Annotated in this window: 11 protein-coding genes; 7 read left to right on the top strand and 4 right to left on the bottom strand. The window is 41.9% G+C overall.

Annotated elements, in window-relative coordinates; translation table 11 throughout:
• Positions 1-276 precede the first annotated feature (276 nt).
• The 5 genes from DP117_RS16770 (at position 277) to DP117_RS16750 (ending at position 5,334) form a co-directional block, all read left to right on the top strand.
• The gene (locus DP117_RS16770; RefSeq protein ID WP_169219425.1) at positions 277-912 is read left to right on the top strand and encodes a hypothetical protein; all 636 of its coding nucleotides are present in this window, start codon (positions 277-279) and stop codon (positions 910-912) included.
• Between the two features lie 510 nt (positions 913-1,422).
• Positions 1,423-2,478 (top strand): peptidoglycan recognition family protein, encoded by a 1,056-nt coding sequence (locus DP117_RS16765; protein WP_169219424.1) that lies wholly within the window; start codon positions 1,423-1,425, stop codon positions 2,476-2,478.
• A 334-nt stretch (positions 2,479-2,812) separates the two neighbouring features.
• On the top strand, positions 2,813-3,544 hold the full coding sequence (locus DP117_RS16760; protein WP_169219423.1) for a class I SAM-dependent methyltransferase: 732 nt from the start codon (positions 2,813-2,815) through the stop codon (positions 3,542-3,544).
• 210 nt (positions 3,545-3,754) lie between these two features.
• Positions 3,755-4,834 (top strand): M4 family metallopeptidase, encoded by a 1,080-nt coding sequence (locus DP117_RS16755; RefSeq protein ID WP_169219422.1) that lies wholly within the window; start codon positions 3,755-3,757, stop codon positions 4,832-4,834.
• Positions 4,835-5,046: 212 nt separating this feature from the next.
• Positions 5,047-5,334: a protealysin inhibitor emfourin gene (locus DP117_RS16750; RefSeq protein ID WP_169219421.1), complete on the top strand. Its 288-nt coding sequence runs from the start codon at positions 5,047-5,049 to the stop codon at positions 5,332-5,334.
• Positions 5,335-5,446: 112 nt separating this feature from the next.
• Here the strand turns inward: DP117_RS16750 and DP117_RS16745 are convergent, their stop codons facing one another.
• A complete protein-coding gene (locus tag DP117_RS16745) occupies positions 5,447-6,376 on the bottom strand; it encodes a cobalamin-binding protein (RefSeq protein WP_169219420.1) in 930 nt (309 codons plus the stop codon).
• A gap of 382 nt (positions 6,377-6,758) precedes the next feature.
• Between DP117_RS16745 and DP117_RS16740 the strand changes: the two genes are divergently transcribed.
• Together DP117_RS16740 and DP117_RS16735 are read left to right on the top strand one after the other, a co-directional pair.
• A complete protein-coding gene (locus DP117_RS16740) occupies positions 6,759-8,414 on the top strand; it encodes an ATP-binding protein (RefSeq protein WP_169219419.1) in 1,656 nt (551 codons plus the stop codon).
• A 173-nt stretch (positions 8,415-8,587) separates the two neighbouring features.
• Entirely contained in the window at positions 8,588-9,802 is a 1,215-nt protein-coding gene (locus DP117_RS16735; RefSeq protein ID WP_169219418.1) for an HlyD family secretion protein, read from the top strand.
• Positions 9,803-9,927: 125 nt separating this feature from the next.
• Here DP117_RS16735 and DP117_RS16730 read toward each other — a convergent pair whose 3' ends face one another.
• From DP117_RS16730 to DP117_RS16720, 3 genes are all read right to left on the bottom strand, one after another.
• Entirely contained in the window at positions 9,928-12,501 is a 2,574-nt protein-coding gene (locus tag DP117_RS16730; RefSeq protein WP_169219417.1) for a glycosyltransferase family 39 protein, read from the bottom strand.
• Positions 12,502-12,585: 84 nt separating this feature from the next.
• Complete coding sequence (locus DP117_RS16725; protein WP_169219416.1) at positions 12,586-13,248, bottom strand: glutathione S-transferase family protein; 663 nt, start codon at positions 13,246-13,248, stop codon at positions 12,586-12,588.
• 28 nt (positions 13,249-13,276) lie between these two features.
• Positions 13,277-13,717 carry a GNAT family N-acetyltransferase gene (locus tag DP117_RS16720; RefSeq protein WP_169219415.1) on the bottom strand — a complete coding sequence of 147 codons (441 nt, stop codon included), beginning with the start codon at positions 13,715-13,717 and terminating at the stop codon, positions 13,277-13,279.
• Positions 13,718-13,755 lie beyond the last annotated feature (38 nt).

Below are 13,755 nucleotides of genomic sequence, written 5' to 3'. Positions count from 1 at the left end.
TTAACATAGATTACGAATTACGAATTCAGTAAATATTCGCAACCTTTTACTGCCTACAATAGTCTTTAAGATTAAGTATTATCTGCTAAATCAAAATACACACATAACAGTATACAAGGTAAGCTAAACCCTAGGCAAAAACTTCTCAAGAGTTAAGTTTAGTACAGCGGAAATGGAAATAACAAGAGTTGTTAAAAAACTGCCAAACCATAATGGAATAAGTATTCTTTCCTTCTGCATAGCTACCTTTCTTCTTGACCTCTGGAGGAATCTCTTATGAGACATAATTGGCTTGTGTTCTCTATGCTAACTACTGTCATAGTTTCTGGGCTAGCGACAATAGGCGTAGTTTTAGTGCAACCGTCAACTCAGACACCTTCTAGTGGTACCACTGATAAATCGACTTCCAAAGCCAAAGATTTTTTAAAAACAATAACCCAGGAGATTGTGGAATTGGAGATACAGCACGCAATGCTAGAGCCTGTATTTACAACAGAAGCCCCACTGATGCAAAAAATCGAATCTCAGTTGAAAAGCTTGCGCCAACGCTTTTCACAAATACCGTTAAATGATCACAAAGCTGTTAATCATGCTGTCTTTGAAGGTATCAAAGCTAAGATTGCAGAATTAGAAGTTAAACGAGCGTTGCTAGAGCCTGTATTCATTCCAGAAGCCCCACTGATGCAAAAAATCGAATCTCAATTGAAAAGCTTGCACCAACGCATTGCACAAATACAGCCAAACAATCAAGTAGCCGTCAAGCATGCTATCTCTGAAGCTATCAAAGCCAAGATTGTGGAACTTAAGGCAGAGCGTTCCTTGCAAGCAACTCAAGACTCCTCTACATCTTCAACTCTGTCTTCTATAGATTCTAAGCTCAAAAGCTTGGAGAAACGTCTTGCTCTACGATAGATTTGGTTATGGAAGACTCGACAACTGTTCATGCTTGGACACTCTACATGGCTTGAAGCTGGAGGATTCTTGCGTTTTGGGATGCAAGATACAGCGCTTTTCATAAGCATCGTCATCAAAAAGACAAAAGACACACAAACAGCATATTCATCAAAAAAACCTATAGACAGATAAATATTGAGTGTGTCATTGTGTATTTATGAAACATATTAAGAAAGAAGAACTAGGAAGTCAGGAGCCAGAAGCCAAAATGGATTCTGGGCAACACTGGGATCACTAAGAGGGTAAGGCTCTGTCCTCCAAATCTATGATTAGGAGGTTTATCAGGTGCCAGTTTGAATCCCCATGTGATGAGGTTGTGTTTCTCCTCAAAGGAGGAGCGACGAATGACAAAGCACCTACCCGTAGAACATATCCCGGATTCTGTATTCTTCTTCAAAACTTATTTATATAGCCATTCAGAATAATGGCCAATTGAAATAAAAAATATTTATCAAAATCATTAGAAAAATGAAATTCAAGATCAGAGCAGCTAGATGGCACGTCGTTCTTCTGGTATTTGTTGGTATGGGATTGGGGCTGCTTATTGGAAAAGTGGAGTTTTTGCACCAGAACACAACTTCAAATCCACAAGACACTATCTCTAGTCAGTATTCCAACTTTCAACCTGATGTCAAAGCAGTAACAGCAAATCGACAGACGAATCTCCCGAATAAAAATGCACAACCACAGCCGGAAGTTAAGACTCCAACGACAATTCCGGAAATGGCTCTCTCTCGTCAAACTCCGAAATCTCAACCTCAACAGAAAATAAACCAAAACAACCAACCAGCAGTCAAAACAAAAACGCCAAATCCAAAAACCGCTCTCTCTACTCAGAATTCAACTTCATCTCAACCTCAACAGAAAATAAACCAAAAGAGCAAACTCCAAAAGACTCGAATTTCCCCAATTAAAACCACAGCGGCTTTTAGAGCTTACAAACCCAGATATGAGATTGCTTGGGCAAATCCAACTAACTTTGGAGAGCGATTTGCACAAGACGCGAACGGTACGCCTGTCAACAATTTACCAATCATAGTCATTCATGAAACCGCTGCACCTGCGTCTAGTACCATTAATTTTTTTCAAACTCCTCACAACGATGAGAATATTCAAGCAAGCTACCATACTATGATTAAATTAGATGGAACCGTTGTTTACACAGTTCCGCCAGAAAAGCGAGCGTTTGGTGCAGCTAATTCAGTGTTTGATGGACCGCTTGGTTCAGAAACTGTGCAGACAAATCCTCATTTAGCTCCGTCTGTAAATAACTTTGCTTATCACGTCAGTTTAGAAACACCACCATCTGGTGTTATGAATAATGAACCGACTCACACTGGCTATACAGAAGCTCAATACCAATCTCTAGCTTGGCTGATTGCTCAAAGTAATGTTCCTGATCAAAGGATTACAACCCATCGAGATGTTGATCGTTCAGGACAAAGAATTGACCCCAGAAGTTTTGATTTCAATAAATTTTGGAATGTACTGCATTCCTTCCGTGGGGTAGTTTCTATTAATTAATCAGTAAGCTTAGTATTTGCAGGGTGCGGAGACTTCGCTAAATGACAACTCAACAAAACAATTCAACAAAACAATTCAACAAAAAACAAAACGGTCATGAGGTGTCTCACCCCCTGACCATGGATTAACCAAGTTTTACAACACACAACCACACACAATTTGAGTGGGGTCTGTTACTATGTTAAACAATCTTACGGTTTTGGTCTAGATTTTTACTGCTGATATTTGTGATCTACATTTTTTTATTGATAGGAATTTGTATAACTTAAGAATAAAGACGATCAAGTCTTAAATCAGGCATGATTGTTAAGTGAGTTTATCAGTGCAAATTCTTATGCAACAGTTATTTCCAGGAGAAGTGTTCACCAACACTGCTGATTTTGACACTGGTATTCGCCAGTTGTTACCGCGATATGATGAAATACTTTCTGTGATCACTCACTGTCTGCCTCATGAAGTTCATCGTATCTTGGAATTAGGCTGTGGTACAGGCGAACTCAGTCTCAGGATACTGAACCGTTGCCCAGATACTCAAGTCGTTGCCATAGATTACTCACCGCGAATGTTGCAATTTGCCCAAGAAAAAATCATCGCTGCTGGATATGGGGAAAGATGGACTGGTGTAGAAGTGGATTTTGGTGACTGGGCAAATCATTCAGAAGAATTAGACATTGATAGGGAATTTGACGCCTGTGTGTCATCGTTGGCAATTCACCATCTTAAGGATGAGATGAAATTGAAATTATTTCAGCGCATTTGTGACAGTCTGAAGGAGGGCGGTTGTTTTTGGAATGCGGATCCCATTTTGCCAGAGTCACCTCACTTCGCAGAAGTTTACAAAGCAGTACGAGAGGAATGGGCAAGCCAACAAGGGACAAGCCTCGCACAGATTCGTACTAAAATTGGTAACACAAGTACTTACGGACATTCCAATCAGGATCAGCTTGCTACCTTAGATGCTCATTTGCAAATGCTAACAAAAGCTGGTTTTGAAACGGTGGCTGTTCCTTGGAAATATTACGGTTTGGCCGTTTTTGGCGGCTGGACTCACTGCAATGAATTATAAATTGCAATCAGGGGTTGTAGTTGCGCTCACGCTACGAACTTGTGCAATGCAGAGATTTTTGATACATTTGCCCGGATTTACCGCCCGTAAAAATGAAGGGGTAGAAAATACCAGGGATTTAGCTTTGGAATTATAACTTTGCCTCTTGTTGTAGAGAGTAAGAAGCATTGTTCGTCATCATTTTGTCTGAAAAAGGAGAACATCTTGAAGATGGCTCGAAAAAAGAAAAAATCTGTGATATCTGAATGTGAGCATCAACTTTACTCCAGATGCCCTATTTGTTGTATTATCCCACCTCACATGCTGGAACATGTAGCAGTGAATGGTAACCAACAACAGCGTGAGTGGGCATTTCGCACATTAAACGTTTCGGCGCAATTTCGCGGACGGCGAAATGTCATCGGTGCTGTGAATTTTGCGGTTTCTCCAGGTCAAAAGCGCCGCACTATCTATGATGCCAAAAATAGTGAACAACTCCCAGGTGTGATCGTACGTGGAGAAGGCGATCCCCCAAGCCAAGATACAGCGGTTAACGAAGCCTACGATGCAGCCGGTGCAACTTATGACTTTTTCAAAGAGATTTTTGAGCGCAATTCCATTGATGACAAGGGACTGCGTTTAGATTCTACTGTGCATTATAACGTTAAGTATGACAACGCCTTTTGGAATGGTGACCAGATGGTCTATGGAGATGGTGACGGAGAAATATTTCACTGTTTTACCAAATCTGTAGATGTTATTGGGCATGAGTTAACTCATGGAATCACTCAGTATGAAGCTGGTCTCATCTATCATGGAGAACCTGGAGCACTCAATGAGTCATTCTCTGATGTTTTCGGCTCTCTTGTCAAACAGCGAGTCAAAAATCAGACTGCTGAACAGGCAGACTGGATCATTGGACAAGGCTTATTGACATCAAAGGTGAAAGGCGTTGGCATTCGCTCAATGAAAGCACCTGGGACAGCGTATGATGACCCAACACTGGGTAAAGACCCCCAACCAGCGCATATGAAACAGAAATACACTGGTATGGAAGATAACGCTGGAGTACATATTAACTCGGGTATCCCCAATCATGCGTTTTATCTAGCAGCAACGGAAATTGGAGGCTATGCGTGGGAAAAAGCTGGGAAAATTTGGTACGTGACTTTACGCGATCGCCTGAAATCTAAAGCCAATTTTAAACAAGCTGCCAATACAACTATTAAAGTGGCTGGAGAACTTTACGGTCAAGGAAGTAAAGAACAAAAAGCAGTGCAGAATGCTTGGCAAAAGGTAGGAGTTCTTTAAAAGAATGAATCACAACAGAATAGAGGCGTCAATCGTCAGAATGGGCTAGCGCCCCGCTACGCTAACAGAATTAACTCCTCATTTTGTTTGATTTATGAGGATACCCTGTGTTCTTCTAAATGTTGTTGTTTGTTGATAAACTGGGAGATATGTGATCACACTCCCAGTTTTTACTATTTTTTGCCAAAGATAGCAAGACAAAAAACAAGAAAATGCGGATATCATTTGAACGCACAGGTGGTTTTGCAGGAATCAGCAGAAAAAAAACTGTAGATACAGCGAATATTGCGGCAAATGAAGCTAAGCAATTGCCTGTATTAGTAGAAGCTGCAGATTTCTTCAATCTACCCGAACATATCACAGATTCTGCGACGCAACCTGACCGCTTTCAGTATAAGCTGACTGTAGAAAACGAGGGAAGAGAACACACTGTGATTGTGAGTGAGGCTGCTCTTCCAGGAACGTTAAGACCCTTGATTGAATGGCTACAGAAAAAATAAAATTAAGAAGAATAAAAAGGAAATAGAAAAAATTTCATTTATCTTGTAGAAAAATGAAATAAAAAGGCATAAAAAAATGTCTCTTTCCGTAGTTCTTTTTTCTTACATTTTCTTACAAAAGTTCCCAAGCCTTTTCTTTATATCCATACTGGAAGATTTCTGGATGCAGAATTTCTGCTAAAATTTCCAATGAATCTACAAGTCGTGGTCCAGGACGATTGAAGTAGGAATTGCCATCAGTGATGTAAACTCTGCTAGTTTGGACAGCGTGCAATTTTTCCCATTCTGGACGTTGACTGAGTATTTGGGCTTCTTGACGTGTGCGATTTAAATCAAAGCCACATGGCATAAAGATGATAATATCTGGATTGCTAGAAACGAGTGTTTCCCAGTTCAAAGTGGTAGAAGACTGACCTGTCATACTTAGTAGTGGTTGTCCTCCTGCTAAGGTTACGAGTTCAGGAATCCAATTCGCAGCAACCATTAAAGGATCTATCCACTCAACGCAAGCAACAGTCGGAAGGTGTTCTGTTTGAGAAAGACCTTTTGTTTTTTGAGAGACTATTTTGACTCGGGCTTCTAGGTTTTCTATCAACTTTAGTGAGTCTACCCCAAAAACGTTAGCGACTCGCTGAATATCTTCCCAAATATCTTTAAGAACATTTGGTTGTAAAGAAATAATCTTAGGTGAACTGTTGGTGAGAGTGCTAACAGCTTCTTCCACATCTTTGAGGCTTACAGCACAGACATCACATTGGTCTTGGGTGACAATGTGAGTGGGCTGTAATTTCTCTAAAACATCTGTGTTAATTTGATAAATACTCAGAGCAGATTGCAACAGATTGTCAACTTTATCATGAATTTCGCTACTTGAGGCATTGCTATTGATACGTGCTTGAGTGCAAACAGGGCGGTTTTGAATTTCTGGAGGATAATCACATTCGTGCGATCGCCCAACAATTGCATCTGTCAGTCCTAAAGCTGCTAAGGTTTCTGTCCCACCAGGAATGAGGGAGACAATTCTTACACTGCTATCTGTCATTATCAGCCTCCGCTACAGCTACCGTCACTTCAATTTTCGCAAAATTCTACACTTGAGTAATCTTTCTCTAGGTCAATGCATAGGCGCTATTGGGGCAATAAGGTTATGGAATAATCGGCTATTGGCGTTATTCAGACTCATTCTTTATGATGTGTACTTAATGTTTCTTAAATTCACCGCCTTAAGGAAGCGTGGACAAGAGGACATAGACACCTATGCCTGCGGCACGCCTTCGCGCATAGAATGCACTTGAATGAAAGTGTAAGTTGAGTCCAAAATTGGTATTACATTTTATCTTGCCATATTGTAGTAGATAAACAGCAGCATCAACCTTAAAAAAAAAGAACGGATTCAGTAGAAAGCAGTGTGTAAAAACCAAGAAATGGGTTTTGCTAAACAGGAAGAAAATTCTCAGAAGCTGGAACCATCACTCAAATCTCCTTCTTCATCTTCCTTATTATCTCAAGAAGCTCGATTGCATTATTTGTCTGAAGCAACTTTTGAAGGAATCATGCTGCAAGACGATGATGGAATTATTTTGGAAGCTAACCAGACTTTAGCTAAAATGACAGGTTATGAAGTTGCACAATTGATTGGTAAAAACGGCTTGACACTTATCACTCCAGAATCACAAGAGTTGATGAGACAAAATATTCTTTCTGGTTATGAAAAATCTTACGAAGGAGTTGTCATCAGAAAAGACGGTTCCACTTTTCCAGTTGAACTCCAAGGAAAAGTTATCCTTTTCCAAGAACAACGAATGCAGGTTGTCGCAATTAGGGATATCACAGAACGTAAGCAAACAGAGTCAAAACTACGTGAAAGTAAAGAAGCGGCTGAAGCTGGGAATAAAACAAAAAGCGAATTTTTAGCAACTATGAGCCACGAATTGCGAACACCTCTAAACGCAATTATGGGTTTGTCACAGTTGCTGCAACAAGAAATGGTAGGCTCTGTTAATGAAAAACAGAGGGAATATATTGATTGTATTTACGATAGTGGCGAACATTTGCTGGCACTGATCAACGACATCCTTGACTTATCTAAAATAGAAGAGGGCAAAGAAGAACTTTTGTTATCTCCTTCGTCAGTGCAACAGTTATGCCATTATGCTATGTTGACAGTCCGCGATCGCGCTACTGAAAAGGGCTTGAAACTCACAACAAAAGTTGACGAACAAGCAGATATTTGTATTGCTGACGAGCGGAGAATCAAGCAGATACTCCTCAATTTGCTGAGCAATGCCATCAAATTTACCACTGCAGGTCAGGTGTCACTAGAAGTGAAAAAAATCCCACAAGGTATTACCTTTATAGTAACAGATACTGGTATTGGTATTGATCCAAGTCAGTTTCAATTTTTATTTGAACCTTTTAAACAACTTGATAGCAGGCTGAATCGTCAGTTTGAGGGTACAGGTTTAGGATTAGCTTTAACACGCAAGTTAGCCCGTTTGCATGGTGGAGACGTTCTAGTAGAATCAAAGTTGGGACAAGGAAGTCGATTTACTTTATTTCTTCCAAACGAACCTTATGTAGAAAGTAGAGAGTGGGAAATTTCTTTCTCATCTTCACCTCCTGTGTCACACACCACTTGTGAGTCTTTGTTGAATCCTTCTTGTGACGTTGACAATGAAGATGACACGGCTTTTCACAGCACTGGTGGTTCCTCCAGAACCAAACGCATTGTGCTAGCAGAACCTGAGGAACGCACGGCTAAACTGCTGCAAAATTATCTTCAAAGCATTGGTTACCAAGTTGAGTGTATCGGTAACGGGAATGACTTTTGGGAGAGGGTGCGATATCAGCAGCCAGATTTAATGTTATTGGATGTGGAGTTAGTCAAAGATATTGGATGGGATTTATTAAATAGAGTGCGACAACATCCTGATTTACAACACGTACCGATGATAATAATAATGCCAACAACAATAGGAAACGAGTGTGAACATTTCAAGCAAGCAGGGGCTAACGACTGTCTGTGTAAACCAATTGGCACCGTCCAGATAGAATCTATACTGATGCAATATTTGAGTTGATGAGTTAAGAGCGATGTATGGGAACTTTTGAATTCCGTATAGAGTGTGCCTTTGCGAGTACGCAGGGAACAGTTTATACAATAAGAGCATCAATCAAAACGAGCAACAAATAAATGTATCACTACCGTGCGTGAAGTCATACTATTAATAATTTGTCATAACGAAAGTCGCTGATGGAACACCTACATTCTTCACAACAAAGCCAAAGCGTTGCAGGATTAGAGGGACAAAAACCACTCTCAGAGGAAAATGTGACAGCCATCACTCCCACAAACTCTAATAGAGATACCAAAAAAACTGTAGCGCCGTCCAAGCGCCATCGGTTACCGAAACTGGTGTTAGGAGTGTTGTTAGCTTCAGGGGCGATCGCCTCCGGAACTTACGCCTACCGCTGGTGGAATTATAACCAGCAGTACGCGACAAAGTTTCAGCAAACCGATAACGCCTACGTCACAGCCAATATTTCCTCTATCACTTCGCGAGTATCGGGAATCGTCACCGAAGTTGCAGTCAATGATAACCAAATCGTATCTCCAAAGGATATATTGGTGAAGCTCGACAACGGCGACTACCAAGTTTCTCTGACACAGGCAAAAGCATCTCTAGAATTAGCCAAGCAGCAAGCAGAATTAGCACGGGAAAATCTGATTAGTGCTTCTGAATTGAAGCCACCTCGAGTCGTTAACAAGAATAACCAAGCAAAACAAACTGTTAACACAGATAAAATACTACAGGTATCTACTCTTAGTCGGCAAAGACAGCAACAGTACAAAACAGCGCTGGCTACAGTTGCTCAAAAGCAGGCAGACGTCAAAAAAGCTGAACTCCAGCTATCCTACACCAATATTACTGCGCTAGTTCCTGGAAAAGTTGGTAACAAAAACATTTCTGTAGGGCAGCAGGTACAACCAGGACAAACTCTGATTACCATAGTGCAGCCAAATCCTTGGATTATTGCCAACTTTAAAGAAACCCAATTAGAAAAAATCCAGCCAGGGCAAAATGTGACAATTAAAATCGCTGCCTTCCCGAATCGTAAGTTTCGCGGTAAGGTGGATAGTATGTCTGCCACTTCTTTTGGTAAGGTTGCTCTTCCCCCGCAAGATAACGCCACGAGTTCTTCTACACTGACTCAAGACGTGCAACGAATTCCAGTCAAAATTGTGTTTGAGCCTGAGAGTATTCAAGGTTATGAATCTCGCATGACTCCTGGAATGTCAGCGGTTGCGGTTGTAGAAACGAATGATTCCCTTCCCGCCCAAAAAACACCGAATGTAACGAACTGCGTTGGCGAAGCGTGTCCGAAGGACATAGACGCGAAGAGCACGAAGGAAGAAAAAAAAGAAGATAGTAATCTTAAACAGGAAGGGCAACCGGGAAGGCTGTAACATACTCCGTAGTCAACAAATTACGTTTGAGACAGGTTCACTTAACATAATTGTCATCAGAGAAACCCGGTTTCTCCTGCGAAGCCGGGTTTTTGTCAAGCGTGCTTACGCACACCACGGATTGCCTACTTTGTCAAGATTGACAAGTCTTTCCATGCTTTGACAAAATCGCCTTGCATAAGAGCAGCAACCCCTGAAAGAGCTCTGAATTCTGGTAAATTGGGGTTTTTGGCTAAACTCGGTTCGAGGGACTTTTGGGCTGCTAGTGGCTGCCAGTTGTAGAGTTGGACAAATGCGAGATAAGCGTGAGCATAAGGGTTTTCTGGATCTAACTGAGTCAGGAGTTTGAGAGATGCAACAGCTCCATCCACCCGGCGCTGCAACACATTTGCTAAAGCCAAAGCATATGCCCAATCCCGGTTTGGGGTGAAGTGTTGCAATCGATATTCTAAAGTGAGTCTTGCTTGTACCAAATAATCCTGAATAGGGTCGTATTGGTTAATACGTCCTACTTCCTCAAACACTTGACTGACAGCTTCAGTTCCTTTGGGTAATTGAGCGCCTAAAGTCTCTAGCTGAGTCACTAAATCTAATTCTGGTGCTTGTATGGCAGTGGCTTGAGGCTCGATTTGCAGTGTGACTTTCGGTACCGACACAGGATAACTTTTTCCAGATAGTCTATTGAGGTAAATCGCCTCAAGCGTATAAATTCCTGGTGTTACGGTAGAAGGAGGTAGCATCGCCATCTTTTCAATCACTTGAAATGTCCCTTCAGGTTTTTTTGCACCAGAATGCAAAGCTCCCATCGCGATACCATGATCATGTATCCAACTATTAGTGTTAGGTATTAACTGAGCGTTTCTATGCCAAGTCAGTAGCACTAAACCGTGTTGTAATTCATCCCAAGAACCAGACCACTGATAGTTTACAGGTACTGGGACTCCTGGCGGAACTTTTTCTGGTACTATGACTTGTGAGAGGGCAATTCTGGTTTGTGAGTTGTTTTGTGAAGTGTGTTTTACCTCTACCGTTGGGGTTTTCTGATGATAAAGCTTGAGAAGACTGCCATCAGGTAAATTCCAAGACTTATTGAGTTGAAAATCAGCACCTTGCTCAACAGTCTTAACTATAGCAGCTTGAGCGTCTTTGACTGGTCCTTGTTCAAGAGTTTTCGTGAGGAACCACGAGAGCGATCGCGCATCTTGTTCAACATACTTCTTCCTGGTTCCCACCTGACGACCGTAAACTTGAAAGTTTTGTAGCGCTCCGTAATAATTGAAATTGTGTTGGTTAATTTCTGCCGTTGATGGTAAAACTCCCAGAGTAGAACGCAAGTACGGTTCTGTTTGGATAATTTGGGCAATCACCTGTCGATGAGGTAACTCTGGTTTCATATAAGGAAAATGTTGAGCATTAGGACTCAAGACTTGTGTCACCCAACCACCAACAAAACCTCCTACCGGAAACAGATTGAGCAACATTAAGACGACTGCCAAACTAAAAGTACCCACCAAAACACGACGTCCGATAAGACTAGAAAAACGCGTCAACCCATACGATAAAAGTATTGATACAACCGGTAAATATGGCAACACATAGCGGTCATCTTTGTTCATATTTAATGATGACAGCAAATAAGCACCAACGAAGAAAATTATCAACCATTTGAGTGAAGATGCTTCAGGGGGAGATGAGGGAGATGAGGAAGTAAAAAATTTCTCTCTCATCTTCCTCATCTTAGTTGTTCGCGTGTCCTGTTTTTCAAATCCTGAGTAACCCCAATATAGGAGTAACGCCAATATAGGCACCAACAACAAAGGAACAGAGACTTGATGAGGTAATTGATGCCAATAATAAGTCCAGGCTTTTAGGGTGTTAAGGGGTGCTTCACCTTCAGCGATCGCAGAATCAATCGTCGCCCGCTTACCAGAAGTGAGGATGAGAAGCCAATTCGTGCGATACCAGGAACCAAAAACCAACACCGATAAACACAAAGCGCCTAGTAATTGTACCAACTGTCCCCAACGCCGATGACGTAACGTACCCACCCCAACCCAGATAATCGGTGTCAACAGAAAAAACAACGCCGTTTGCTTTACCATCAACGCCAACCCTAACGTTAAGCCAAAGGCTGCAGCCCAAAACCAGTCAAAAATCCTCCTCTGCGTCTCTGTTGCCTCTGCGGTTCCAAAATTCCGCCAAACGGTGAGGCAAAAGAAACTCAAAGTCACAACTGCTGCAAGAGGATAATCCAAAAGAAATTCTAAACGAAGCTGATACAAAGCAGGTAAAACTTGACATAGTGCAGCAGCCCACAAACCGACAGTCTGACTAAACAGCGCTGCGCCCAATCCATACACAGAACCGAGTAAAATTGCACTAAACAACAACATAACCAGAGTTGCTTGATCTGGTCCAGTTCCAAAGATATTCTGAACAACAGCTGTCACGATGTAAGTTAATGGCGGTATTTTGGAAGAAAGTAGCCAAAAACTTTGCCACCACTCTTGGTTCCACCACTGAGGATTTTGTAAGACTCGCCAATAATTTAAAGTACCAGTTAAATAGTCTGCCTGATCCCAAGCGGGGATAGAATGGTCTAAGGCGAACCAAAGGCGATCGCACAACGCCCCTAATAACCAAATTATCCCAAGTATCAGTAAGCTGTTAAACCTATTGTGCTTGTCTTTAGCAATCATCTTTACATTTTATGCAAATTAGATGTGGAACAGCTGATCTTGAAAGGGCAACCGAGACAGATTCTTTTTACAGTACCAAGTTAATCAATTGGGTGGGTTTGTATAGCTTTCATTAGTTTCCGTTTCGTGTTTGGCAGCAGTCATCCAATCTTGCATGGCAGGAAGTGCCAGAATTGCTTCTGCATAGGTGCTGCAAACCGAGTCAAGCTGCACACCATAGGTCATAAACCGAGTCACCACAGGGGCATACATGGCATCTGCAATTGTGAATGCGCCAAACAAAAAACTTCCGCCCATGCCAAATGCTTCTCGACATTCGCGCCAAATGGTTGTAATACTGGTAATATCGGCTTGCACGGAGGCAGGTACTGTGCCACCTGGAACGTAGGCGCGAATGTTCATTGGCATATGGTGGCGCAAATCGGCAAAGCTGGAGTGCATCTGTGCAGAAATGGAACGAGCGATCGCCCTCGGTCTTGCTGCAAGGGGTAACCAAGGCAAAGCTGGAAACTGTTCAATTAAGTACTCTAAAATCGCTAGCGAATCCCAAACCGTGATTTCGTCGTGGAGTAACACGGGTACCTTACCGGATGGTGAATAACGCCGCACTTGCGCCGAGGAACCAACTTGATAAAGCGGAATGCGAATTTCTGTAAACTCCAGCCCCATCTGCTTCATCGCTAGCCACGGGCGCAGCGACCAAGAAGAATAGTTTTTGTTACCAATGACCAAAGTCAGTGAAGTCATACGATTGTGGATTAAGGTACTTCCCAGTTCACGGATTAAATTTCTTCCTCATTTTCACATGGCGAATGCCACCCTCTTCAAAAACCTCTCCTTCTTGCTGAAAACCCAACTGTTGATATAAACCTTTCACATATTCCTGTGCATGAATCACAACTTCCGGAATATTTTTATCAGCTATAACTTCCATTGCCTTTTCCATAAGTTTCCTCCCAACACCATACCTTCTAGCCACGGGTAAAACAGCAAGCCTTTCAATCTTCGCGATGTTTCCATCCAAATATCTAATCCTAGCAGTTCCCACATACTCCCCATTCAAACAAGCAATCAACTGCTGGGATGTTTCATCTTCCCCATCAAAATCTAAATCAGGTTCTACTCCTTGTTCCTCCTGAAAAACAGACTTCCTGATTGCTTGAATTGCTGACAACTCCTCATACCAATCAGCAACTCTAACAATGATATCCTTCATTGAAATTCCTTCGCGCTCTTTGCGTCTTCGCGGTTCGA

The sequence above is a fragment of the Brasilonema sp. UFV-L1 genome (assembly GCF_012912105.1).
Classification (GTDB): Bacteria; Cyanobacteriota; Cyanobacteriia; order Cyanobacteriales; family Nostocaceae; genus Brasilonema.
The sequence above is the reverse complement of the archived record's forward strand: the minus strand, read 5'-3'. Positions and strand labels throughout refer to the sequence as shown.